Source organism: Bradyrhizobium sp. CCBAU 51753 (assembly GCF_015291565.1).
Lineage (GTDB): Bacteria > Pseudomonadota > Alphaproteobacteria > Rhizobiales > Xanthobacteraceae > Bradyrhizobium > Bradyrhizobium ivorense.
In genome coordinates this window covers 4,965,658-4,989,042 of the sequence record NZ_CP030037.1, presented here as the reverse complement: position 1 = coordinate 4,989,042, position 23,385 = coordinate 4,965,658, and the positions used below count along the sequence as shown (strand labels likewise).

At 65.0% G+C, this 23,385-nt stretch carries 21 protein-coding genes; 14 read left to right on the top strand and 7 right to left on the bottom strand.

What is annotated here, in order from left to right; translation table 11 throughout:
* Positions 1 to 150: 150 nt before the first annotated feature.
* Together XH93_RS22565 and XH93_RS22560 are read left to right on the top strand one after the other, a co-directional pair.
* Entirely contained in the window at positions 151 to 558 is a 408-nt protein-coding gene (locus XH93_RS22565; protein WP_194469199.1) for a DUF3597 domain-containing protein, read from the top strand.
* Positions 559 to 645: 87 nt separating this feature from the next.
* Positions 646 to 1,437: a fumarylacetoacetate hydrolase family protein gene (locus tag XH93_RS22560; RefSeq protein WP_194469198.1), complete on the top strand. Its 792-nt coding sequence runs from the start codon at positions 646 to 648 to the stop codon at positions 1,435 to 1,437.
* Between the two features lie 11 nt (positions 1,438 to 1,448).
* Here XH93_RS22560 and XH93_RS22555 read toward each other — a convergent pair whose 3' ends face one another.
* Positions 1,449 to 1,721 (bottom strand): GNAT family N-acetyltransferase, encoded by a 273-nt coding sequence (locus XH93_RS22555; protein WP_194469197.1) that lies wholly within the window; start codon positions 1,719 to 1,721, stop codon positions 1,449 to 1,451.
* Between the two features lie 101 nt (positions 1,722 to 1,822).
* Between XH93_RS22555 and XH93_RS22550 the strand changes: the two genes are divergently transcribed.
* The 4 genes from XH93_RS22550 (at position 1,823) to XH93_RS22535 (ending at position 6,077) form a co-directional block, all read left to right on the top strand.
* Positions 1,823 to 2,767, top strand: a complete 945-nt coding sequence (locus XH93_RS22550) for a tetratricopeptide repeat protein (RefSeq protein WP_194469196.1) — start codon at positions 1,823 to 1,825, stop codon at positions 2,765 to 2,767.
* Between the two features lie 156 nt (positions 2,768 to 2,923).
* The gene (locus tag XH93_RS22545; RefSeq protein WP_139483369.1) at positions 2,924 to 3,325 is read left to right on the top strand and encodes an SPW repeat protein; all 402 of its coding nucleotides are present in this window, start codon (positions 2,924 to 2,926) and stop codon (positions 3,323 to 3,325) included.
* 231 nt (positions 3,326 to 3,556) lie between these two features.
* Positions 3,557 to 5,197 carry an acyl-CoA synthetase gene (locus tag XH93_RS22540; protein ID WP_194469195.1) on the top strand — a complete coding sequence of 547 codons (1,641 nt, stop codon included), beginning with the start codon at positions 3,557 to 3,559 and terminating at the stop codon, positions 5,195 to 5,197.
* Positions 5,198 to 5,201: 4 nt separating this feature from the next.
* Complete coding sequence (locus tag XH93_RS22535; protein WP_194469194.1) at positions 5,202 to 6,077, top strand: PCC domain-containing protein; 876 nt, start codon at positions 5,202 to 5,204, stop codon at positions 6,075 to 6,077.
* Between the two features lie 862 nt (positions 6,078 to 6,939).
* Here XH93_RS22535 and XH93_RS22530 read toward each other — a convergent pair.
* Positions 6,940 to 7,263, bottom strand: a complete 324-nt coding sequence (locus XH93_RS22530) for a hypothetical protein (protein ID WP_194469193.1) — start codon at positions 7,261 to 7,263, stop codon at positions 6,940 to 6,942.
* Between the two features lie 124 nt (positions 7,264 to 7,387).
* Here XH93_RS22530 and XH93_RS22525 point away from each other — a divergent pair, with 124 nt between their 5' ends.
* From XH93_RS22525 to XH93_RS22505, 5 genes are all read left to right on the top strand, one after another.
* Positions 7,388 to 8,140, top strand: coding sequence for an AAA family ATPase (locus XH93_RS22525; protein WP_371814772.1), 753 nt, complete (start codon positions 7,388 to 7,390; stop codon positions 8,138 to 8,140).
* A gap of 1 nt (position 8,141) precedes the next feature.
* Entirely contained in the window at positions 8,142 to 8,936 is a 795-nt protein-coding gene (locus XH93_RS22520; protein WP_139862303.1) for an AAA family ATPase, read from the top strand.
* Positions 8,937 to 9,084: 148 nt separating this feature from the next.
* Positions 9,085 to 9,624: an SRPBCC family protein gene (locus tag XH93_RS22515; RefSeq protein ID WP_194469191.1), complete on the top strand. Its 540-nt coding sequence runs from the start codon at positions 9,085 to 9,087 to the stop codon at positions 9,622 to 9,624.
* A gap of 2 nt (positions 9,625 to 9,626) precedes the next feature.
* Positions 9,627 to 10,565 carry a cytochrome D1 domain-containing protein gene (locus tag XH93_RS22510; protein WP_194469190.1) on the top strand — a complete coding sequence of 313 codons (939 nt, stop codon included), beginning with the start codon at positions 9,627 to 9,629 and terminating at the stop codon, positions 10,563 to 10,565.
* 177 nt (positions 10,566 to 10,742) lie between these two features.
* The gene (locus tag XH93_RS22505; RefSeq protein ID WP_194469189.1) at positions 10,743 to 11,075 is read left to right on the top strand and encodes a PRC-barrel domain-containing protein; all 333 of its coding nucleotides are present in this window, start codon (positions 10,743 to 10,745) and stop codon (positions 11,073 to 11,075) included.
* A 144-nt stretch (positions 11,076 to 11,219) separates the two neighbouring features.
* On the opposite strand, the gene XH93_RS22500 is transcribed toward XH93_RS22505, so the two are convergent.
* From XH93_RS22500 to XH93_RS22485, 4 genes are all read right to left on the bottom strand, one after another.
* Positions 11,220 to 11,660: a hypothetical protein gene (locus XH93_RS22500; RefSeq protein ID WP_194469188.1), complete on the bottom strand. Its 441-nt coding sequence runs from the start codon at positions 11,658 to 11,660 to the stop codon at positions 11,220 to 11,222.
* 57 nt (positions 11,661 to 11,717) lie between these two features.
* Entirely contained in the window at positions 11,718 to 14,696 is a 2,979-nt protein-coding gene (gene uvrA / locus XH93_RS22495; RefSeq protein WP_194469187.1) for an excinuclease ABC subunit UvrA, read from the bottom strand.
* 260 nt (positions 14,697 to 14,956) lie between these two features.
* A complete protein-coding gene (locus tag XH93_RS22490) occupies positions 14,957 to 15,616 on the bottom strand; it encodes an outer membrane protein (RefSeq protein ID WP_194469186.1) in 660 nt (219 codons plus the stop codon).
* Between the two features lie 320 nt (positions 15,617 to 15,936).
* Positions 15,937 to 16,692, bottom strand: coding sequence for an outer membrane protein (locus XH93_RS22485; protein WP_139483381.1), 756 nt, complete (start codon positions 16,690 to 16,692; stop codon positions 15,937 to 15,939).
* Positions 16,693 to 17,126: 434 nt separating this feature from the next.
* Here XH93_RS22485 and XH93_RS22480 point away from each other — a divergent pair, with 434 nt between their 5' ends.
* The 3 genes from XH93_RS22480 to gyrA all read left to right on the top strand — a co-directional run bounded on the left by XH93_RS22480 (position 17,127) and on the right by gyrA (position 21,210).
* Complete coding sequence (locus tag XH93_RS22480; protein ID WP_139483382.1) at positions 17,127 to 17,612, top strand: single-stranded DNA-binding protein; 486 nt, start codon at positions 17,127 to 17,129, stop codon at positions 17,610 to 17,612.
* 260 nt (positions 17,613 to 17,872) lie between these two features.
* Entirely contained in the window at positions 17,873 to 18,271 is a 399-nt protein-coding gene (locus XH93_RS22475) for a DUF2306 domain-containing protein (protein ID WP_194469185.1), read from the top strand.
* A 212-nt stretch (positions 18,272 to 18,483) separates the two neighbouring features.
* The gene (gene gyrA, locus XH93_RS22470) at positions 18,484 to 21,210 is read left to right on the top strand and encodes a DNA gyrase subunit A (RefSeq protein ID WP_139483384.1); all 2,727 of its coding nucleotides are present in this window, start codon (positions 18,484 to 18,486) and stop codon (positions 21,208 to 21,210) included.
* A 272-nt stretch (positions 21,211 to 21,482) separates the two neighbouring features.
* Here the strand turns inward: gyrA and XH93_RS22465 are convergent, their stop codons facing one another.
* Complete coding sequence (locus tag XH93_RS22465; RefSeq protein WP_194475300.1) at positions 21,483 to 23,336, bottom strand: potassium transporter Kup; 1,854 nt, start codon at positions 23,334 to 23,336, stop codon at positions 21,483 to 21,485.
* Positions 23,337 to 23,385: the final 49 nt, after the last annotated feature.

Below are 23,385 nucleotides of genomic sequence, written 5' to 3'. Positions count from 1 at the left end.
TACTCCCAAACGTCGCCAAAAGCACTCACGCTTAAGTGAATGTCGCATTGGCAAGCTATGGAGGGGGCGGTACAGTTGAACTGCGACCGCGGCCAGGCGTCCCAGCGCCGTCTGGCCCTCACACCATCTCAACTCTTTTGGGAGCCAACGATGAGCATATTCGGAAAAATCATGGGCGCGATCTTCGGCAGCAGCGCGCAGGCCGCGCCCGCTGGCGGAACGGCCACCAGCGCAGCTCCCGCCGGTGGCTCCTCTGGCAGCGCATCGGCTCCGGCCGCCGGCGGTGCGGCGCCTGCCGCGACCGTCGACGTCGCGCCCATCCTCGACAAGGCGGTCGCCGCCAAGGGCGAGAAGCTGGAATGGCGCACCTCGATCGTCGACCTGATGAAGGCGCTCGACATCGACTCCAGCCTGTCGGCGCGCAAGGAGCTCGCCCATGAGCTCGGCTACACCGGCGACACCAGCGATTCCGCCAGCATGAACATCTGGCTGCACAAGCAGGTGATGGCCAAGCTCGCCGCCAATGGCGGCAAGCTGCCGGCTGATATCAAGCACTGACGGCATCGCCGCAGTCATCAACGAGGCCCGCGACATCGCGGGCCTTTTTTTGTAGAGCAACCGACAACAACAACAAGGAGAACGCCCATGACTGATCTCGACCGCCGGACGATGCTGACGACCGGCGCCCTGGCGCTGGCCGGTGCCGCTGCGCAATCCGCGCCAGCTAAGGCGCAGGCCGCGCCGAAGCCGATCTTTGCCGTCCCGGCTGTGACCATCCCGATCGTGGGCGAGGCCGAGGTCTTCCAGGTCCGCCGCATCTACTGCATCGGCCGCAACTACGCGGCGCATGCGATCGAGCGCGGCTCCGATCCGACCCGCGAGCCGCCGTTCTTCTTCCAGAAGCCGACCGACGCGATCCAGAACGTCGCGGTCGGCACCGTCGCCGATCATCCCTATCCATCGCTGACCAAGAACTATCACCACGAGGTCGAGCTGGTGGCGGCGCTGAAATCCGGCGGCACCAACATTCCCGCCGAGAAGGCGCTCGATCACGTCTATGGCTACGCGCTCGGCCTCGACATGACACGGCGCGATCTGCAGAACGGCATGGCCGCGGAGAAGAAGCCGTGGGAGATCGGCAAGAGTTTTGACCACGCCGCCGTGCTCGGGCCGATCCACCCGGCTGATAAGACCGGCCACTTCACCGCCGGGGCGATCTCGCTCGCGGTCAACGGCACGGTGCGGCAGAACTCCGATCTGAAGAACATGATCTGGAGCGTCGCCGAGCAGATCGCGAAGCTGTCGGAGGCGTTCGAGCTGAGGGCCGGCGACATCATCTATTCCGGCACGCCGGAAAATGTCGGCCCGGTCGTCAAGGGCGACGTGCTGCTGTGCAAGCTCGAGGGCCTGCCGGACATGTCGATCAAGATCGTCTGACGGGCAGGGTTCTACCCGGCAATGTCTGCGTATTCCGGATGCTTGCGCAGATAGTCCACCACGAACCCGCAGCCGGCGACCACCTTGTGGCCGTCGGTGCGGATCAGCTCCAGCGCCCCCTTGACCAGCTCGGAGGCGATGCCGCGGCCGCGCAGGGCGCGCGGTGTCTCGGTATGGGTGATGATCACGGCCGACGGCGTCCGCCGGTAGTTGGCAAAGGCGAGGCCGCCCCCGGCGTCGAGTTCGAAGCGGATTTCGGCCTTGTTGTCGCGGACGGCAGCCATCGCAAAATCCTTACTTGATTCACTGCGTCTGATCTAAGCGCGTGAACCCGTCCGCGCAAAGCCGCGACCAACGGGCAAATTGGCATTTGTGGATTGACGATATGCGCCTTCTGGCCTGCCTGACCGCCGCATTGCTCGGCACCGCTTTCACGCTCGCACACGCCCCGGCGACCTCCGCCGCTGACGACCCGAGCTGGCAGGCCTGCGTCAGCCTCTCGGCGACCCCAGGCGACCGCGTCGCGGCCTGCAACACCGTGATCGAGGGCAGGACCGAGACCGGCAAGCGGCTGGCCGCGGCCTATTGCAACCGCGGCTACGGGCTCACCGAGAAGCGCGAGCTCGACGCGGCGCTCGCCGACCTCAACGAGGCGATCAAGCTCGATCCCGCCTATGCCTGCGCCTACACCAATCGCGGCCGCGTCTACGCCTTCAAGCGCGACCTCGATCGCGCGATCGCCGACTACGACGAGGCGATCCGGATCGATCCGAGCTTTGCGCTGGCCTACAACAACCGCGGCGATGCCTGGCTCAACAAGGGCGATCTCGACCGCGCGCTGGCCGATCTCAGCCTCGCGATCAAATACAATCCGAAGCTGGCGGGCGCCTATGGCAATCGCGGCTTCGTCTACTATCGCAAGGGCGACGCGGCGCATGCGATCGCCGACTTCACCACCGAGATCAAGCTCGAGCCGAACGTGCTCGCCTACATCAACCGCGGCAATGTCTACCGCGACACCGAACAGCTCGATCGCGCCGCCGCCGACTATGGCGAGGCCGCGAGGATCGCGCCGACCGATGCGCGCGGTTGGCGCAACCGCGGCATGATCCGCCTGTTCAAGGGCGACAACAAAGGCGGCATCGCCGATTACGACAAGGCGCTGCAATACGATCCGAACGACGCCTATTCCTGGAATAACCGCGGCCAAGCCAAGCTGCGGCTGGGCGACAAGAAGGGCGCGGCGGCCGATTTGAGCAAGGCGCTCGAACTGCGCCCCGACCTCAAGACCGCGCAGGAGGCGCTGGCGCGCCTTGGCGCGACACGATGACGCTCGACAGGCGATCCCGCATCGCACACGCAGGGACTTGCGGGCCGATGCGGTTCGATTAGGCTTGACCTCGGACATACGCCCCCGCTGCGGCCGGATGGTCTGGAACGGAGTGCCGGCCGCCGACGTATGCCTCTTGTCGGGAGGAGGTTCGTCATGTCGGACAATCGTTTCTTCTCTACACATCGTCCCTGGGAGGACTGGGTCGGCATGGCGCTCGGCGTGCTGATCATGGTCTCGCCCTGGTTTCCGGTGCAGGCGAGCGACATCATCGATGCCGAACACAGCCACCTGGTGCTCAACAGCTTTGTGGTCGGCATGCTGGTGCTGGGCCTCGCCCAGCTGGAATATGTCGCGCTGCATCGCTGGGAGGAGGTGGCGAGCATTCTGCTTGGGCTCTGGCTGATCGCATCGCCCTTCATACTCGGCTATTCCGCCGATCATGGGCTGCAGGCCTGGCACGTCCTGCTCGGCGCGCTGGTTGTCATCGTCGGCGCGTTGCAGCTCTGGCAGGACTGGAACCTGAGCGAGCAGGAACTGGCCAGGCATCCGCAATAGCCCGCCTGCAGGCGAGACGGGCAGGCGAGCGGGACGCCAGCCGCCTTCGCGCGGCCGCCGCGAGGCCGCGCGTCGGCCTTTTTGCGGCCCTTGCCGAGGACTGCGCCTTGGCGATAAACCGGGTGCGACCTTCCCCCTTGCGGCGCTTGAAGACGCCCGGTTTTGACCGAGGAAATAGCCGATGATTGTCCTGAGCTTTCCCCCTGTGTTTTGCGTGGCGGCGGGGCGGCGATGAGCGGGGCGGCTGCCACTGCGCCGCGCGGCGGGATCGCGCGGGTATCGCGTCGGGTGATGAACCTCGCCTATATCCTGACCCAGAACGCCCGCCGCCACGGCGACCGGCCCGGCTTCATCTGGAACGAGAAGACCTGGTCCTGGCGCCATATCGACCAGAACGTCTCGGCGCTGGCGGCGGCGCTTGCCGCGCGCGGCATCGTCAAGGGCGACCGCATCCTGGTGCATTCCAAGAACTGCGACCAGATGTTCTGGTCGATGTTCGCCGCCTTCCGGCTCGGCGCGGTCTGGGTGCCGACCAATTTTCGCCTGATGCCCGACGAGGTCGCCTATCTGGCGACGGCGTCCGGCGCCAAGGCGTTCCTCTGCCATGGCGACTTTCCCGAGCACGCCAAGGCCGCCGCCAATCCCGCGCTGGAATTCACCTGGCGGATCGGCGAGGAGGGCACCTTCGGCGAGGCCACGCTCGGTGACGTCATCGCCAAATACGCCGGCGCCGAGGTCGAGAACGCGGCGGTCGAGTACGACGATCCCTGCTGGTTCTTCTTCACCTCCGGCACCACCGGCCGCTCCAAGGCCGCGGTGCTGACCCACGGCCAGATGGCCTTCGTCATCACCAACCATCTCGCCGACCTGATGCCCGGCACCACCGAGGACGACGCCTCGCTGGTGGTGGCGCCGCTGTCGCATGGCGCCGGCGTGCATCAGCTGGTGCAGAGCGCGCGCGGCGTTCCGACCATTTTGCTGCCGTCGGAAAAATTCGACATCGCCGAGGCGTTCCGGCTGATTGCCAAACACCGCGTCAGCAACATGTTCACCGTGCCGACGATCCTGAAGATGATGGTCGAGCATCCCGCCGCCGACCAGCACGACCATTCCTCGCTGCGCTACATCATCTATGCCGGCGCGCCGATGTATCGCGAGGATCAGAAGGCGGCGCTGGCAAAGCTCGGCGGCGTGCTGGTGCAGTATTTCGGGCTCGGCGAGGTCACCGGCAACATCACCGTGCTGCCGCCTGCGCTGCACGATCCCGAGGACGGGCCGCATGCGCGGATCGGCACCTGCGGCTTCGAGCGCACCGGCATGCAGGTCCAGATCCAGGGCGACGACGGGCGCGAGTTGAAGCCGTTCGAGACCGGCGAGATCTGCGTGATCGGCCCCGGTGTGTTCGCCGGCTATTACGACAACCCCGAGGCCAACGCGAAGGCGTTTCGCAACGGCTGGTTTCGCACCGGCGATCTCGGCCACATCGACGCCGAGGGCTTTGTCTACATCACCGGCCGCGCCTCCGACATGTACATCTCCGGCGGCTCCAACATCTATCCGCGCGAGATCGAGGAGAAGATCCTCACCCATCCCGCCATCGGCGAGGTCGCGGTGCTCGGCGTGCCCGACCCGTTCTGGGGCGAAGTCGGCGTCGCCGTCTGCGTCGCGCGCGAGGGCGTGGATCCAGTCGGCGAGGCGGAGCTTGCGGCGTATCTCGCGCCAAAAGTGCCGCGCTACAAGATGCCGAAGCGGTTCTTCTTCTGGGAGGCGCTGCCGAAATCCGGCTACGGCAAGGTGCCGAAGCGGCTGATCCGCGACGAGCTCGCGGCGCGCGGGCTGCTCGAGGTCATCGCCAAATCGACGGGCGGTTGAGGCGATGCGCAGCATCGCCCAGCCCGGCGCTCCGATCCCAGAGCGCATCCAGTGGGTCGCGGCGCGCGGCCGCGCCTTTTCATTCACGCTCAAAGCCGGCATGCCCTTGCTCGAAGTGGTGCGCCGCGGCTTTGCGGCGGAAGGTTTTTCCAGCGGCGTGCTGAGCGCACGGGGAGGAGCGCTCGGACCGTTCGCCTATGTGATGCCGGCATTGTCGAAGGACGGCGCCAATGCCGCGTTCTACAGCGAGACCTTTCGTCCCGCCGGCGTGACCCGGCTCAAGCTTGCCGCGCTGACCTTTGGCGTACGCGACGGCGCGCCGTTCTTCCACTGCCATGGGCTGTGGACCGAGGCTGACGGCTGCTTCAACGGCGGCCACATGCTGCCGGAGGAAACCGTCGTCGCCGAACCGTTCGAGGTCAGCGCGTTCGGCATCGACGGCGCGACGTTCCTCGCCGAGCCCGACCGCGAGACCAATTTCAAGCTGTTCGGCCCGGTCGCAATCGAGCCCACCGGCGCGAGGACGACGAGCCCGGCCTTTGCGCTGCGGCTGCGGCCGAACCAGGATTTTTCCGGCGCGCTGGAGGGCTTTTGCCGCCAGCACGGCATTTTGCGGGCGCGGCTGCATGGCGGGGTCGGCTCGACCATCGGCGCCGTGTTCAGCGACGGCCACAGCGTGGTGCCGTTCGCCACCGAGCTTGCGGTGACCGCGGGCCAGATCGCGCCCGATGCCAACCGCCGCCTGCGCGCCAGCCTCGACGTCGCACTGGTCGACTATCTCGGCGGCATCGCCGAGGGCCACCTGGTGCGCGGCGACAACCCGGTGCTGATGACGATGGAACTGGTGCTTGAGGTGCTGGAGGAGGCGGAGCGGCCGTAGGGGGGCGTGCGGGAAGGTGTTCCGTCATCCCCGCGCAAAGGCTTCGCCTTTGTCGCTGGAGGTGCGAGCACTTGCGAGCCTCGAAGGATCGACGGCCCGGCTTTTTCCGCACGGCGACCAGCCGGGCCGATTCATCCTTCGAGGCTCGCCGAAGAGGCTCGCACCTCAGGATGACGGTGATGGTGATTCAACTGTCAAACAGCTAACTCGGTGTCATCACCCGCGCAGGCGGGTGATCCAGTATTCCAGAGACAGTAGTGCTTGAGCCGAGAGGCCGCGGCGTACTGGATCGCCCGGTCCATGGGCGCAATTGCGCCCAGGCCGGGCGATGACAGTGTGGGTGGGGACGCAGCTTCGCGTTCTCGCGACATCAGTTGTCCGAGGTTTGCTCCAATCTTCACGCCCTTCGAAGCAGAGGGCGCAGGGAAAGCCGGGTGCCGATTGCACCCATGGGCCCGGTGCAACAAAAAAGCACCGGGGTAGGACCACAGGTGTAACCGGAAACAACCCGGCTTTCCCTGCGCGATGGGTTACGGCTTATACGTGCTCTCCCCGGCGAGACTGGGCTTTTTTGTCACCGCGCTCGACAAGACGCTACACGTCTTGCGAGGGACACCTGCCACTAGGGCGTCAGGCCTGCACGACTTCACCGTCCGCCTCGCATGCTGTCGTCACTGACATGCGAACCGTCCACCGCATCTCACCGCAACACTATGACGATGCGCAGCGCCCCTCGATCGGGTGAGACGGCGCGCATTAAATCCGTGAGTTGGGGTGCCTGTCAAGAATAAATTCGGAAAATACGAACGGTGAGGCGATAAAACAGAAATGTCGACTGCCTGGCAAATCGGCGATCGCTGCGCTACCGCCGCTTCCGCACATGGACGTTGATATCGAGGTCGATCGCGCTGACGCAGGTCTGCGTCGTCAGGTGCGAGCCGCCCTCGTGCCAGCGGCCCTTGCGCAGGCCGACGTCGCTGACAAGGGCGAGCCGCAGGCAGCGCCATTGCGGCAGCTTGCCGGAACTCTCGCCGGCGAACTGCCAGGCCAGCACGACCTCTTCACCGCTTTTGTTGTGGCCGATGATGTGCGGGCAGAGCTCGCGCGGGCGGCCGTCGTAGAGGCAGACCACCTGCTGCTCGGTGAGGATGGCTTTGCGGAAGAGACTGTAGGCAGGGCTGGGCATGCGGATTGCGGTATGATGTTCTTGTTATGTTCTTGACGACTTCTGCCCAATCTGCGATTGTATCGCAGCAATTGCGTGACGGATCGGGGTGGGGCGCGTGGCACGGCGAAACCGGACGATCAACATGCCGGCGCCGTATCTCCGGCGGGTCTGGCTCGATCCCGCGCGCATTGCGAACCGCGACGTCTATCCGTTCGTGCTGCCGCTGCTGCGCGACGATTTCGAGCTCACCTTCGACAAGGCCATCACCATCATCGTCGGCGAGAACGGCACCGGCAAGTCGACCTTGCTGGAAGGCATCGCCGTGCTGGCGGGCTTCGACGACGCCGGCGGCGGCAAGGGCTATCGGCCGGTCGACCATTCCAGGGCGCTGGAGGAAATGGGCGGCGCGCTTGCGGACGCACTCCGCGCGAGCTGGCTGCCGAAGATCACCAATGGCTGGTTCTTCCGCGCCGAGAGTTTTTTCTCGGTGGCGCGCTACCTCGATGAAGCGGCGCTCGATGATCCCTTTGGCGGACCTCCGCCCGACTTCCTGTCGCATTCCCACGGCGAAGGCTTTTTGCGCTTCTTTGACGAGCGCTGCCAGCGCCAGGGTATCTTCATCTTCGACGAGCCGGAGTCGGCGCTGTCACCGTCGCGGCAGATCGAGTTCCTAAAACTGCTGCACCGGATGAACGCGATCGGCCACTGCCAGGTGATCATGGCCACGCATTCACCGGTGCTGATGGCCTATCCCGGCGCAACGCTGCTGCGGCTGACCAAGTACGGGCTGGAGCCGGTGAGCCTGAAGGACATCGATCACTTCAAGGTCATGCGCGAGTTCTGCGATGACCCCGAGGGGTTTGTCGAGGGCGCGCTGACGGGGGCTGCGGGCTAGCATGGCACGACGACGCATCCGTCCGACCACGCTGTCGGCGCCGTATCTCAGACGGGTCTGGCTCGATCGTGCCGCCATCCCGGACCAGGACGCCTATCCGTTCTGCCTGCCGATCTTCAGCGACGGGTTCGATCTCGGCTTCGAGACCGCGGTCACCATCATTGTCGGCGAGAACGGGGCCGGCAAATCGACGATACTTGAAGGCATCGCCGCGATCGCCGGCTTCGACAGCGGCGGAGGCGGCAAGGGACACAACTCGGTCGAACAGGGGTTGGAGGTGACCGGCGCCGACCTGTCATCGGCGTTGCGCGCGGCCTGGTTGCCTAAGGTCCCCTATGGCTGGTTCTTCCGCGCCGAGACGTTCTTCTCGGTCGCGCGATATCTCGACCGCTCGGCGATCGCGGCCCAGGAGGATCTCGGCGCGGTGACCGGCGCGGCGCCGCAATTCGCGCCCGACTATCTGTCGTTCTCGCACGGCGAGGGCTTCATCGCCTTCTTCGAGGAACGCTGCCAGAAGCAGGGCATCTACATCTTCGACGAACCGGAATCGGCGCTGTCGCCGGCGCGCCAGATCGAGTTCCTGAAACTGCTGCGTCGGATGGATCAATCCGGCCATTGCCAGGTCATCATGGCAACCCACGCGCCGATGCTGATGGCCTATCCCGGCGCAACCCTGCTGCGGCTGGCGAAATACGGGCTCGAGCCGATCAGCGTGGAGCAGACCGATCATTACCGGGTGATGCGCGAATTCTGCGCCGACCCGCGCGGATTCATCGAGGCGACAATCGAGGAGTGAGCCCGTTGCGGGCTTGTCTCGGGGGGAAGACGGCCGCCGCGACTTCGCTCTGGTGCAAGCAGCCGCTCTCCATCCAGGCCACAATGCCGGGATCAAAAAAATCGGCCGGCGCTTGCGGCGCTGGCCAAACACACATTGAGGAGACGGGATGAGGAGAGCGATCGCGAATGCTTGCGTCGTGATGGCGGCATTGGCCGTATTGGGAGCCGCGTGGGCGCACGGGCCGACCCGCCAGAAGGTGCGGGAGTCGATCGAGATCAACGCGCCGCAGGCCAAGGTGTGGGCGGTGATCGGCAATTTTCAGGACATGAGCTGGCTCGCCGGCGTCAGCAAGACCGAAGGCGAGAAGGGCAACGAGATCGGCGCCACGCGGCGGCTGACCCTGGCGCCGGGCGCCACCGTCGATGAGGAGCTCTACAAATACGAGCCCGAGATGATGAGCTACTCGTATCGGATCACGGCGGTCGACGTGAAAGTGCTGCCGGTGACCAACTATTCCTCGACGCTCACCGTGTCGCCGGCGCCAGACGGCAAGGCCAAGCTGGAATGGGCCGGCGCGTTCTATCGCGGTTTCCCGAACAACGATCCGCCGCCGGAGCTGAGCGACGAAGCCGCGGTGAAGGCGGTGAGCGGCCTCTATCGCAGCGGGCTCGAGGCGCTGAAGAAGAAGATCGAGAGCGGCAGCTGAGCGTGCGGGCGATTGTTCTGGCGGCGCTACTTGCCAGCCTCGGCGCCGCGCAGGCGGAAGAGGCGTTCGTCACCAACCAGCTCAGCGACGATCTCACCGTGGTCGATCTCGCGACCTCGAAGAGCGTCGCGACGATCGCGATCGGCGGCAAGCCGGCGGGCGTCGCGGTCTCAGCGGACGGCCGCTTCGCCTATGTGACGAGCCCCGATGCCAAGGCCGTGACCGTGGTCGACGCATCGGCGCGAAAAGTCGTCGGCCGCGTCGATGTCGGCGGCGGGCCGCTCGGCATCGCGGTCGCGCCCGACGGCGCCACGGTCTATGTCGCCGACTGGTATGCCGCCGCGGTGCGGGTGATCGACGCGCATGAGCGGAAGGTCGCCGCCAGCATCGCGGTCGGCGCATCGCCGTCCGGGCTCGCCGTGACGCCGGACGGCCGCCTGCTGCTGTCGGCGGACCGCGACGACGACAGCGTCTCGATCATCGACACCGGCACGCGCGAGCGGAGAGGGGTCGTGAAGGTCGGCACCCGCCCGTTCGGCGTCACCATCGACGCCGAGGGCAAGCGCGCCTACACCGCCAATGTCGGCAGCAACGACGTCTCGGTGATCGACATCGCAACCGCCCGCGAGATCGGCCGCGTCCATGCCGGCCTGCGCCCCTACGCCGTGGCGCTGGCGCAGGGCCGCGGCTTCGTCACCGACCAGTATGACGGCACCGTCAGCGTGTTCGACCTTGCGACCCTGCAGCCCGTGAGGCGGATCAGCGTCGGCGACTACCCCGAAGGCATCGAGGCCACCGCCGACGGCAAGCGCATCGTGGTCGCGAACTGGGAGAGCAACACGCTGAGCGTCATCGATGCCGTCGAGCTGAAGGTGGTCGGCGAGATCAAGGTCGGCGACGGCCCGCGCGCGTTCGGGGCGTTTCTCAGGCGGACGGAGTAGGGGCCCGCATGAGCAAAGCGACATGCGGGACGAAATGTTCCCGGATGTCGCTTTGCTCATCCGGGCTACGCCGCCGAGTTTGCGGCAGGTGCGGCGATTGCGCCTCGCCGGTCCGCCCCTGCGCCTGCCCATTCGTGCTATAGTGCCGGTCAAACCCACTGAAACTGGGAGGACGCCATGAGTCATACCTTGGTGCCCAGTGACCGCGTTGAGCACGTCAACGTCTACGGCCGCAACGGCACGAAACTCGGATCGATCGAACGGCTGATGCTCGACAAGTTGACCGGAACGGTCGCCTATGCCGTGATCAAGTCCGGCGGGATGCTGAGCACCCACCATCACTATCCAATCAAGTGGAGCGCACTCAGATACGATCCCGAGCGTCTGGCCTACGAGGCCGAGGCAACGCTGGAAGAGCTGCAGACCGGCCCCTGCGAATTCGACGGCGACGAATTCGACTGGGGCGACCGCTCGCGCGCGTACACGCACCCGAACTATTGGGCGGTGTAGCGGCGAGGGGAGCCCGGAGTTGTTGCCCGCATGAGCGGAGCGAGATGCGGGAGCAGTCGTTGCGCATGCCCCGATGGCCCCGGATATCGCTTCGCTCATCCGGGCAATTTTGTTGGTTAAGAATGGAACGGTATCTGGCGCCGCCTAGGCGGCCTTTCCCTTCATCTTTTGCAGGAAGGCTCGGTATTCGTCCGATGAGTCGAAAAACTCATCCGACGAAGTCCGGACCTTTCCGTCGGGCGAGCGGAGCGCATATTTCTCGAGGCGACCATCGTCGGCAGTAATCGGATCGAGCCCGGCACCACCTGAGTGTACGGCAAACGCGACGACAGGTCTCCAGTCGAGCGTCACTGGACCATCATCGTCAAAGTCCAACTCGTACTCACGGTTTGCTTCAAAGCCGGCGGGAGCAGGCACAATTGTTTCCGTAAGGGATTCGATTTCGCTTTGGAGCACGAAGCCTTCACGTTGCGAGCCGTCATGCATTACCAGTGTCGCATTGGGCTCGTTGGCCTGATTCGACCGTAGGCGAATTTCGGCAACATATTGAGAATTTACGAAGAGGCTTCCAAGTCGAATAAACATGTTTCGGACTCCCCGGGTCCACTCAGAAAAATCAAGTGCAAGGTATGGTTGGTAACCTCACTCCGCCGCCTCGCTCGCCGAGCTCTTCCGCGGCTTGCTGTTGGCCTTCTTCAGCACCGGCGCCAGAAACTTGCCGGTGTAGCTCCTCGGCGCCTTGACGATGTCTTCCGGCGGGCCCCAGGCGACGATTTCGCCGCCGCCGTCGCCGCCTTCGGGGCCGAGGTCGATCACCCAGTCGGCGGTCTTGATGACTTCGAGATTGTGCTCGATCACGACAACCGTGTTGCCCTGGGCGACCAGCTCGTGCAGCACCTCCAGCAGTTTTGCGACGTCGTGGAAGTGCAGGCCGGTGGTCGGCTCGTCCAGGATGTAGAGCGTGCGGCCGGTGGCGCGCTTTGACAGCTCCTTTGCCAGCTTGACGCGCTGGGCTTCGCCGCCCGAGAGTGTCGTCGCCTGCTGGCCGACGTGGATGTAGTCCAACCCGACACGGTGCAGGGTCTGGAAGGTTTCGCGGACGCGCGGCACTGCCTTGAAGAACTCGGCGGCTTCCTCGACGGTCATGTCGAGCACGTCGGCGATGCTCTTGCCCTTGAACAGCACTTCGAGGGTCTCGCGGTTGTAGCGCTTGCCCTTGCAGGTGTCGCAGGTGACGTAGACGTCGGGCAAAAAGTGCATCTCGATCTTGATGACGCCGTCGCCCTGGCAGGCCTCGCAGCGGCCGCCCTTGACGTTGAAGGAGAAGCGCCCGGGCTCGTAGCCGCGCGCCTTCGCCTCGGGGAGGCCGGCGAACCATTCGCGGATCGGCGTGAAGGCGCCGGTATAGGTCGCGGGGTTGGAGCGCGGGGTGCGGCCGATCGGCGACTGGTCGATGTCGATGATTTTGTCGATGTGCTCGAGGCCCTCGATGCGGTCGTGCGGCGCGGCGCCCTCGCTGGCGTTGTTCAACTTGCGCGCGATCGCGCGGTACAGCGTGTCGATCAGCAAGGTCGACTTGCCGCCGCCGGAGACGCCGGTCACGCAGGTGAACAGGCCGAGCGGGATCTCGGCCGAGACGTTCTTGAGATTGTTGCCGCGGGCGTTGATCACCTTGATGGTGCGGCGGTGGTTCGGCGGCCGCCGCTCCGGGATCGCAACCGACAGCTCGCCGGTGAGATACTTTCCGGTCAGCGACTTCGGATTGCGCATGATGTCGGCGGGCGTGCCTTCGGCGACGATGTGGCCGCCATGCATGCCGGCCCCGGGACCGATGTCGAGCACGTAGTCCGCGAGGCGGATGGCGTCCTCGTCATGCTCGACCACGACCACGGTATTGCCGAGGTCGCGCAGCCGCTTCAGGGTGTCGAGCAGGCGGGCATTGTCGCGCTGGTGCAGGCCGATCGACGGCTCGTCCAGCACGTAGAGCACGCCGGTCAGCCCCGAGCCGATCTGCGAGGCGAGGCGGATGCGCTGGCTCTCGCCGCCGGACAGCGTGCCGGAGGAGCGCGACAGCGTCAGGTAGTTCAGGCCGACGTCGAGCAGGAAGGTCAACCGCTCGCGGATCTCCTTGAGGATCCGCGCGGCGATCTCGTTCTGCTGCGCATTGAGCGCCGCCGGCACCGTCTCGAACCATTCGCCGGCGCGCCGCACCGAGAGGTCGGCGATCTCGCCGATATGCTTGCCGCCGATCTTGACGCACAGCGCCTCCGGCTTCAGGCGGTAGCCGTTGCAGCCGGCGCAGGGCACGTCGGAAAAATACTTGCCGAGCTCTTCGCGCGCCCACTCGCTCTCGGTCTCGCGATAGCGGCGGTTGATGTTGGTGATGACGCCCTCGAACGGCTTCTTGGTGTCGTAGGAGCGCACCCCGTCCTCATAGGAGAACTTGATCTCGTCGTCGCCGGAGCCGTGCAGCAGCGCTTGCTGCACCTTCTTCGGCAGGTCCTTCCACTTTGTGTTCAGCGTGAACTTGTAGTGCTTGCCGAGCGCGGTCAGGGTCTGGATGTAATAGGGCGAGGACGATTTCGCCCACGGCGCGATCGCGCCCTTGCCCAGGGTCAGCTCCTTGTCGGGGATGACGAGATCCTCGTCGATATGCTGCTCGACCCCGAGGCCGCCGCAGGCCGGGCAGGCGCCATAGGGATTGTTGAAGGAGAACAGGCGCGGTTCGATCTCGGGAATGGTGAAGCCGGAGACCGGGCAGGCGAATTTTTCCGAGAACAGGATGCGCTCGGGTCCGCTCTTGTCGTGGATTTTTGCCGTCTTCTTCTTGTCGTCCGCCGCAGCCGCCGCCGCCGGCGCGTCGGCATACTCGATTACGGCGAGGCCTTCGGTGAGCTTCAGCGCGGTCTCAAAGCTCTCGGCGAGGCGCTGCGCGAGATCCGGGCGCACCACGATGCGGTCGACCACGACGTCGATGTCGTGCGGGAATTTCTTGTCGAGCGCGGGCGCTTCCGCGAGCTCGTAGAACGTGCCGTCGATCTTGACGCGCTGAAAGCCCTTCTTGAGGTACTCGGCGAGCTCCTTCTTGTACTCGCCCTTGCGGCCGCGCACGACCGGCGCCAGCAGATAGAGGCGGGTGCCCTCGGGCAGCGCCAGCACGCGGTCGACCATCTGCGAGACGATCTGGCTCTCGATCGGCAGCCCGGTGGCCGGCGAATAGGGCACGCCGACGCGGGCCCACAACAGGCGCATGTAGTCGTAGATTTCGGTGACGGTGCCGACGGTGGAGCGCGGGTTCTTCGACGTGGTTTTCTGCTCGATCGAGATCGCCGGCGACAGGCCGTCGATCTGGTCGACGTCGGGCTTCTGCATCATCTCGAGAAACTGGCGCGCATAGGCCGACAGCGACTCGACGTAGCGGCGCTGGCCCTCGGCATAGATGGTGTCAAACGCCAGCGAGGATTTGCCGGAGCCGGACAGGCCGGTGAACACGACCAGTCTGTCGCGGGGAATCTCGACGTCGATGTTCTTCAGATTGTGTTCGCGCGCGCCACGGATCGTGATGGCGCGCGACGAGGAGCCCGCGGTCTGTTGGCGCTTCGCCTTGAGCACTTCATCCATTGCGACAGTTCCGGGCGCCTGAACGTTGCGCCTTTTGGGCGCGCGCCACCGGTGATGCCGGGACCCTGCGCCGATGGTGGTGTGAGGACTGGAACGTAGGAAGAACGGCGGCAGATTTCCAGTGCCGAGTTGATTCCATCAACGGATAGTTCGCCTGATGGCAGCAGGCGTCAGCAGCGGGGGTTCCGGGCAAAGCAAAAAGGCCGGCCACCAGGGCCGGCCTTCGGGTCCCGATCGTGCGATCAGGAGTTGCTCAGTGCTCAGTATCTCGCGACCACCGGGCCGCCGAAGTGATAGTTCACGCCGAACTGGACGCTGTGCAGTTCGAGCGTTCCGGAGGGCACGCCGAAATAGGTCTCGCTGTCCAGGCTGCGGTACAGGTACTCGCCCTTGATCGACCACTGCGGCGCGATGAACGCCTCGATGCCCGCGCCGACGGTCCAGCCGGAGTGGAAGTTGCTCTGCGAAGCCGTCACGCCGAGCGCGGTGACGCTGAGCTTGTTGTCGACCCAGGCGTAGCCGCCGGTGCCGTAGAACAGCACCTGGTCGACGGCGAAGCCGACGCGGCCGCGCACGGTGCCGAGCGCTTCGATCTTGCTCTTCACGGTGACGCCGAAGCCGCTGACCGACGCATTGACGTCAGCCCAGGCGCCGTCGGCCTCGAGGCCGTACACGAAGTTGCCGGCCTGCCAGTTGTAGCCGATGGTGCCGCCGCCGAAGCCGCCTTCCATCTTCGGGTTGCCGGAGTTTTCGCTGGCGTAGCCACCGAAGCCGCCGATGTAGAAGCCCGTCCAGTTGTAGATGGCGGCAGGGGGCGGAGCCTTCACGTAGGGGGCACGGGCCGCCATGTCCGCGGCGCTGGCCGGTGCAAATGCGCTCAGTACAAGCAAACCGGCCGAAGCCAGCAACAGATTCCTCATTTCCAAATTCCCAGTCCCGATTGTCTTGTCGACGCTATCGTCGACCCTTCATGCCCCGTGAAGGACATCACGCAGGATTGCCTGACGTTGTCATCCTTCTACACAGCCGGACACAGAATGTGTGTGCCCGGAAAACAACAATGCGGCGGAAACACACAACCTAAGGTGTTTTGGCGGCGCCGGATCACAGCTTTTCGTCTGAACAGCAAAAGGTCGGCGCGAAGCCGGCAAGCGACATTGGCCGGCGGGCAAACAAAAAGGCCGGCACAAGGCCGGCCTTTTCGATGGTCTGAAATCCGATCGCGCGATCAGTACCTGACTTAGTACTTGGCGATGACCGGGCCGCCCCACTTGTAGTTGACGCGGACGGTGACGACGTCGACGTCCTGACTGATGCGGGTGTTGCTGAACAGCAGGCCGCCAGCCGGAGTCCTCAGAGTGTAGGTGTGGTCTTCCATGAAGAAGTGGTTGTACTCGACACCGGCGGTCCAGTTCGGCGCGAAGCCGACTTCGATGCCGGCGCCGACGGCTCCACCCCAACGGGTTTCGTCGGTCTGGCCCGCGACGACCGGGGCAGGCACGTTGGCGAAGGTGCGATAGCGGTTGTCGGTCAGAGCAGCACCGCCCTTGACGTAGAGCAGCACGTTGTTGACGGCGTAGCCGATCTGGCCGGTGAACAGGCCGAAGGCGTCGATCTTGGTCTGGTTGGTGAAGGCGCCGGGCGCGAACAGTGCTGCGTTATTGCTGCCCTTGAAGTCGGCCCAGTTGCCCTGGGCTTCAAGGCCGAACACCCAGGTGCCGGACTGCCAGCGATAGCCAATCTGACCACCGGCGGTGCCGCCGGTCGCGTCGTGGCAACCATCCGATCCGATATTCACGCCGCCGACGATTTGATCCCAGCAGTTGTGGCTCGAGCCCCAGCCGCCGTTCACGCCGATGTAGAAGCCAGTCCAGTCGTAGATCGGAGCGATGACGGGCGGCGGCGCCTTGGTGTAGGGCCGGGCAGCGAGGTCGGCGGCGGCGGCAGGCGCAGCGAACGCAATCAGAGCGACGGTACCGAGCAAAAATTTCTTCATCGTCAAATCTCCCAGCTCGTGATCGGCTTCCTGTGGTCCCGAAGCGCGATCTCAGACGCGAGCGCCCGCGTCATGGATCACAGCTATAGCCTGATTCAACCGCCAAAGCCGTCTCCCAAAAGCCACACTCGCGCAAGAAGTGCATAATAACCAAGCTATTGTTTTGTTTGGATTTTTCAGAAGGCCTCGGGCGGTGAAGCGCAGATCGGGGACAGAATTGGCCGCAGTTCCGTTGCTACGGCTGGTTGCAGAACAAAGCTGGAACGATGCCGGCGGCGATGCTATATGTGGTGGATAACGGCTTGATAACCGTGTGACGGCGAAGGCGGCGCGCCGGTGTCGGCGTATAGGGTCGTTCGCGACGCCTGCAGTAAGTGGCGAAGGTTGAGAGTGGCGGCCGATGTCCGGCTGCCCGGTTGAGTGGAGAAGAAGCGATGGCGGGAAGCGTGAACAAGGTGATTCTGGTCGGCAATCTCGGCAAGGATCCGGAGATCCGGCGGACGCAGGACGGTCGTCCGATCGCGAACCTCTCCATCGCCACCTCGGAAACCTGGCGCGACAAGGGCACCGGCGAGCGCAAGGAAAAGACCGAGTGGCACCGCGTCGTGATCTTCAACGAAGGCCTTTGCAAGGTCGCCGAGCAGTACCTGAAGAAGGGCGCCAAGGTGTACATCGAGGGCCAGCTGCAGACCCGCAAATGGACCGACCAGAGCGGCGTCGAGAAATACTCGACCGAGGTCGTGCTGCAGGGCTTCAACTCCAACCTCACGATGCTGGATGGGCGCGGCGGAGGCGGCAGCAGCTTCTCCGACGATGGCGGCAGCGATTTCGGCTCGGCCGGTCCGGTCTCCTCCGCGCCGCGTCGCCCGGTCGCCGCCGGCAGCCGCAACAGCGACATGGACGACGACATCCCGTTCTGACCAGCGGCAGGATTTCCAGATAGCGCGATCAGGGCGCTCATTCCGTGAAGATTCGTTTCATGGAGGGGTGTCCTGATGCGCGCTGGGAGCTTGCTCATGTGGACAAGTGGGATAACTCCATAACTTGCTGATATAGTGTAGCCATTTTCCGGTGGCCGGCTAAGGTTCCGCCAGACTTTGACACAGCCAAATGTAAATGATATTTACATCGGCGCCGGCAATGCGCTGTGGTTGCCGCGAAGCGCCTGAGGGCTGTCATCATGAGCCTCGCACCGTTGCTCGACGCTGCGCCTGCGATCCCGCTCCACGCCTTTGCCGCGATGGCCGCCTTTGTGCTCGGCTCCATTCAGCTCGCCGCGCCCAAAGGGACGCTGCCGCACCGGACGCTGGGCTGGATCTGGGTAGTCCTGATGCTGGTGGTGGCCGGCAGCTCGTTCTGGATCCACCAGATCAAGCTGGTCGGTCCGTGGAGCCCGATCCATTTGCTGTCGATCTTCTCGCTGGCGATGCTGGTGCTCGGCGTCGCAGCCGCGCGAACGCATAATGTCCGCCGGCACAAGTTCACGATGATCGGCATCTTCTTCGGCGCGCTGGTCATCGCCGGCCTCTTCACCTTCATGCCGGGCCGCATCATGCACGCGGCGGTATTCGGGCCGTGAGAGCAGCGAATGGGGTAGCGAAGAGGGCTTTTCCGTTCGCTGTTCGCCATTCACTATTCGGCCCTCAATCGCGTCGTTCGGGAACTTGCGAGCTTCCCCGTAAGTGCATGAAAAAACAGACGGAAAAACCGAGCAGCAAAGCCGTGTGGGGGTGGTTTTCGGGCCCCCGATACGCTATATGATTCCCGAGTAAAACTGAGCGGATTTCCCCTTTGTCCGATAGCGAAGACGACAAGCCCGGCGAGCAGCCGGGACCCTCCGATATTCGTCCCGTTTCCATTCTCGAGGAGATGAAGAAGTCCTACCTCGATTACGCGATGAGCGTGATCGTGTCGCGTGCGCTGCCCGATGCGCGCGACGGACTGAAGCCGGTGCACCGGCGCATCCTCTACTCGATGCATGAGCAGGGACACACGCCGGACAAGAAGTATGTGAAGTCCGCCCGCGTGGTCGGCGACGTGATCGGTAAGTATCACCCGCACGGCGACCAGTCGATTTACGACGCCATGGTCCGCATGGCGCAGGACTTCTCGCTGCGCGTGCCGCTGATCGACGGGCAGGGCAATTTCGGCTCGGTCGACGGCGATCCGCCCGCGGCCTACCGATATACCGAAGCGAGGCTGACCAAGGCGGCGCTTGCCGTGCTCGCCGACATCGACATGGACACTGTCGATTTCCAGCCCAACTACGACAATTCCGAGAAGGAGCCGTCGGTCCTGCCGGCGAGATTCCCGAACCTGCTGGTCAACGGCGCCGGCGGCATCGCCGTCGGCATGGCGACCAACATCCCGCCGCACAATCTCGGCGAGGTCGTCGATGCCTGCGTGGCGCTGATCGACAACCCGGCACTTACGATCGACGAGCTCATCAACATCATCCCGGGACCGGATTTCCCGACCGGCGGCGTCATCCTCGGACGCCAGGGCATCCGCTCGGCCTATCATCTCGGCCGCGGCTCGATCATGATGCGCGGCAAGGTGACGATCGACACCATCCGCGGCGGTCGCGAGGCGATCATCATCACCGAAATTCCGTATCAGGTGAACAAGGCCTCGATGGTCGAGCGCATCGGCGAACTGGCGCGCGAGAAGAAGATCGAGGGCATCGGCGAGATGCGCGACGAGTCCGATCGCGAGGGCTACCGCGTCGTGATCGAATTGAAGCGCGACGCCGTGCCGGACGTGGTGCTGAACCAGCTCTACAGGTTCACGCCGCTGCAGACGAGTTTCCCGGCCAATATGCTGGCGCTGGATTCCGGCCGTCCGCAGACGATGAATCTGAAGGATCTGCTCACCATTTTCGTCGCGTTCCGCGAGCAGGTGGTGACGCGCCGGACCAAGTTCCTGCTCGGCAAGGCACGCGACCGCGCCCATATCCTGGTCGGCCTCGCGATCGCGGTCGCCAATATCGACGAAATGATCCGGGTGATCCGCACCTCGCCCGATCCGAACACCGCGCGCGACACCCTGATGTCGCGCGACTGGCCGGCACGGGATGTCGAAGCGATGATCACGCTGATCGACGATCCCCGGCATCGCATCAACGATGACGGCACGCTCCGGCTGTCGCTGGAGCAGGCCAGGGCGATCCTCGACCTGCGGCTGCAGCGGCTCACCGCACTGGGCCGGGACGAGATTTCCGAAGAGCTCGACAAGCTCGCCGCCGAGATCAAGGACTATCTCGAGATCCTGCGCTCGCGTGCGCGGGTGCAAGGCATCGTCAAGGCCGAACTCGCCGAGGTGAAGGCCCAGTTCGCGACCCCGCGCAAGACCATGATCATGGAGCAGGAAGGCGAGGTCGAGGACGAGGACCTGATCCAGCGCGAGGACATGGTGGTGACGGTGTCGCACGCCGGCTATGTCAAGCGCGTGCCGCTCTCGGCCTACCGGGCGCAGCGCCGCGGCGGCAAGGGCCGCGCCGGCATGCAGACCCGCGACGAGGATTTCGTCTCGCGCCTGTTCGTGGCCTCCACCCACACGCCGGTGCTGTTCTTCTCCTCGCGCGGCCAGGTCTACAAGGAGAAGGTCTGGCGGCTGCCGGTGGCGGCGCCCAACGCGCGCGGCAAGGCGCTGATCAACATCCTGCCGCTGGAGCAGGGCGAGCGCATCACCACCATCATGCCGCTGCCGGAGGATGAATCCTCCTGGGGCAATCTCGACGTGATGTTCGCGACGACAGGCGGTAACGTTCGCCGCAACAAGCTGTCCGACTTCGTCGATGTCCGCCGCTCCGGCATCATCGCGATGAAGCTCGACGACGGCGAGGCGATCGTCGACGTGCAGATCTGCACCGAACATGACGACGTGCTGCTGACCGCCGATGGCGGCCAGTGCATCCGCTTCCCCGTCACCGACGTGCGCGTGTTCACCGGCCGCACCTCGATGGGCGTGCGCGGCATCGCTCTCGCCGAGGGCGATCGGCTGATCTCGCTGGCGATCCTGCGTCATGTCGACACCACGTCGGACGAGCGCTCGGCCTATCTGAAGATGCGCCGAGCGGTCGCCGGCGAGGCCGCGGCCGACGAGCCGGCGGATGCCGAGGGCGAGGAGACCGCCGATTCGATCCAGCTCACCCAGGAGCGCTACGCCGAGATGTCGGCCAAGGAGCAGGTGGTGCTGACCGTCTCGGTCAACGGTTACGGCAAGCGGACCTCGTCCTACGAGTACCGCACCACCGGCCGTGGCGGCAAAGGCATCGTCGCGATGAGCGTCAACAACCGCAACGGCAAGCTGGTGGCCTCGTTCCCGGTCGAGGACGCCGACCAGATCATGCTGGTCACCGACAAGGGGCAGCTGATCCGCTGCCCGGTCGCCGACATCCGCGTTGCCGGCCGCTCGACCCAGGGCGTGATCGTGTTCGACACCGCCGAGGACGAGCACGTCGTCTCGGTCGAGCACATTCCGGAAGAGGAAAACGGCGAGAACGGCAACGGCGGCTAGCGCCGCTGTTGAGGATCGCGAATCCAGGCTACGTGCTCCGACCTCCCCTTGAAAAGGGGAGGTCGCTTTGCTCGTCAGAGCAAAGCGGGTGGGGATCTGCTCTCTCCGCGTAGAGCGTCGCCTGCGGCTGACCCCCATCCCGACCTTCCCCCTTTCAGGGGGAAGGAGAAGAGAGCACCCGTAGCCCGGATGCAGCGAAGCGAAATCCGGGGCTCTTGCAATGCGGCGGCAGTCGTCCCGGATTGCGCTTCGCTGCATCCGGGCTACAGGTGCTAGATCTCGATCTCGGTGCCGAACTCGACGACCTGACCGGTGGGCACGCCGAAGAAGGCCGCCGAGCGCTCGGCGTTGCGTTGCAGGAAGGCGAACAGCGATTCCCGCCACACCCACATGCCCGGAATGTCCTCGCGCGGGATGATGGTCTCGCGGCCGATATAGTACGTCACGTCGGTCAGGCGGACACCGGGCAGTTTGCCCTGGCGGCAGGCGAGCTTCAGCCCTTCGTAAACGGTCGGATACTGCATGAAGCCGTAACGCAGGATGACCCGGATGATGCCCGGGGTGACGTCGTGAATCACCGCGCGGTCCTCGTCCGAGATGCGCGGGGATTCCTCGATCTGTACCGTGACCAGCAGTACCCGCTGGTGCAGCACGTGGTTGTGCTTGACGAACTGGGTCAACGCGAGCGGAACGCCGTTGGGGGCGGAGGCGAGGAATATCGCGGTGCCCGGCAGCCGGCTGTGGCACTTGTTGACCGCGGTCTCGATCAGATCCTCTTCCGGCTGGCGCAACTGGCCGCGCGCCTTCTCGACCAGCTTGACGCCGCCGCGCCAGGTCAGCATCAGGAACGCCACCGCGCCGGCGAGCAGCAGCGGGAACCAGCCGCCCTCGAACAGTTTGGTCGAATTCGCCGCGAAGAAGATCATGTCGATGATGAAGAAGAAGCCGTTCACGGCGATCACCAGGATCGGTGCGTAGCCCCACTGGATCGCCACCAGCGCGGCGAGCAAAGTGGTGATCGCCATCAGCAGCGACACCGCGATGCCGTAGGCGCCGGCCAGCGCATCCGAGGTGCCGAAGGCCAGCACCGCGCCGAGTGTTCCGGCCGCGAGCAGCCAATTCACCAGCGGCACGTAGATCTGCCCGATCGCGTCGCTGGTGGTGTGCTGGATATGCATCCGCGGCAGGAAGCCGAGCTGGATCGACTGCTGGGTCAGCGAGAACACGCCGGAGATGATCGCCTGCGAGGCGATCACGGTGGCGACCGCCGCGAGCGCGACCAGCGGATAGTGCGCCCAGTCCGGCGCGAGCTGGAAGAACGGGTTGTCGATCGAGTTGGGATCGGAGATCAGCTCGCCGGCCTGGCCGAAATAGTTCAGCACCAGCGCCGGCAGGCAGACCGCGAACCAGGCCAGCCGGATCGGGAAACGGCCGAAATGCCCCATGTCGGCATACATCGCCTCGCCGCCGGTCACCGCGAGGAAGGCGGCGCCGAGGATGGCGAAGCTGACATGGAAATTCTGGTGGATCAGGAAATCGAACGCATAATACGGGCTGAGCGCAACCAGCACGCCGGGCGCCTTGACGATGCCGTGGATGCCGAGCGCGGCGAGCACGAAGAACCAAAAGAGCATCACCGGGCCGAAGATCCGGCCGATGAATCCGGTGCCCTGCTTCTGCATCATGAAGAGGCCGATCAGGATCACGACGGTGATCGGCACCACCGCCGATGACAGCGACGGCGCGTCGACCTTCAAGCCCTCGATCGCCGACAGCACCGAGATCGCCGGCGTGATCGCGCCGTCGCCATAGAGCAGGGCGGCGCCGATCAGGCCGACCACGAGGAGGTGGGCGCGCCAGGTGCCGGGTGCCGCATTGCGTGCCGAGAGCAGCGCCAGCAGTGCCACGATGCCGCCTTCGCCGCGGTTGTCCGCGCGCAGGATCAGCATGGCGTATTTCAGCGAGATGATCAGGATCAGCGCCCACAGGATCAGCGAGACCACGCCGAGCACGGCGCTCTCGGTGAGCGGACCGCCATGGGTGGCGGCCTTGGCCGCTTCCTTCAGCGCGTAGAGCGGGCTGGTGCCGATATCGCCGTAGACGACGCCCAGCGCACCGAGGGTCACGGCAAACGGCAGCGGGCTGGTGGGAGGGTGGCCGGAGGAGACGACGGCG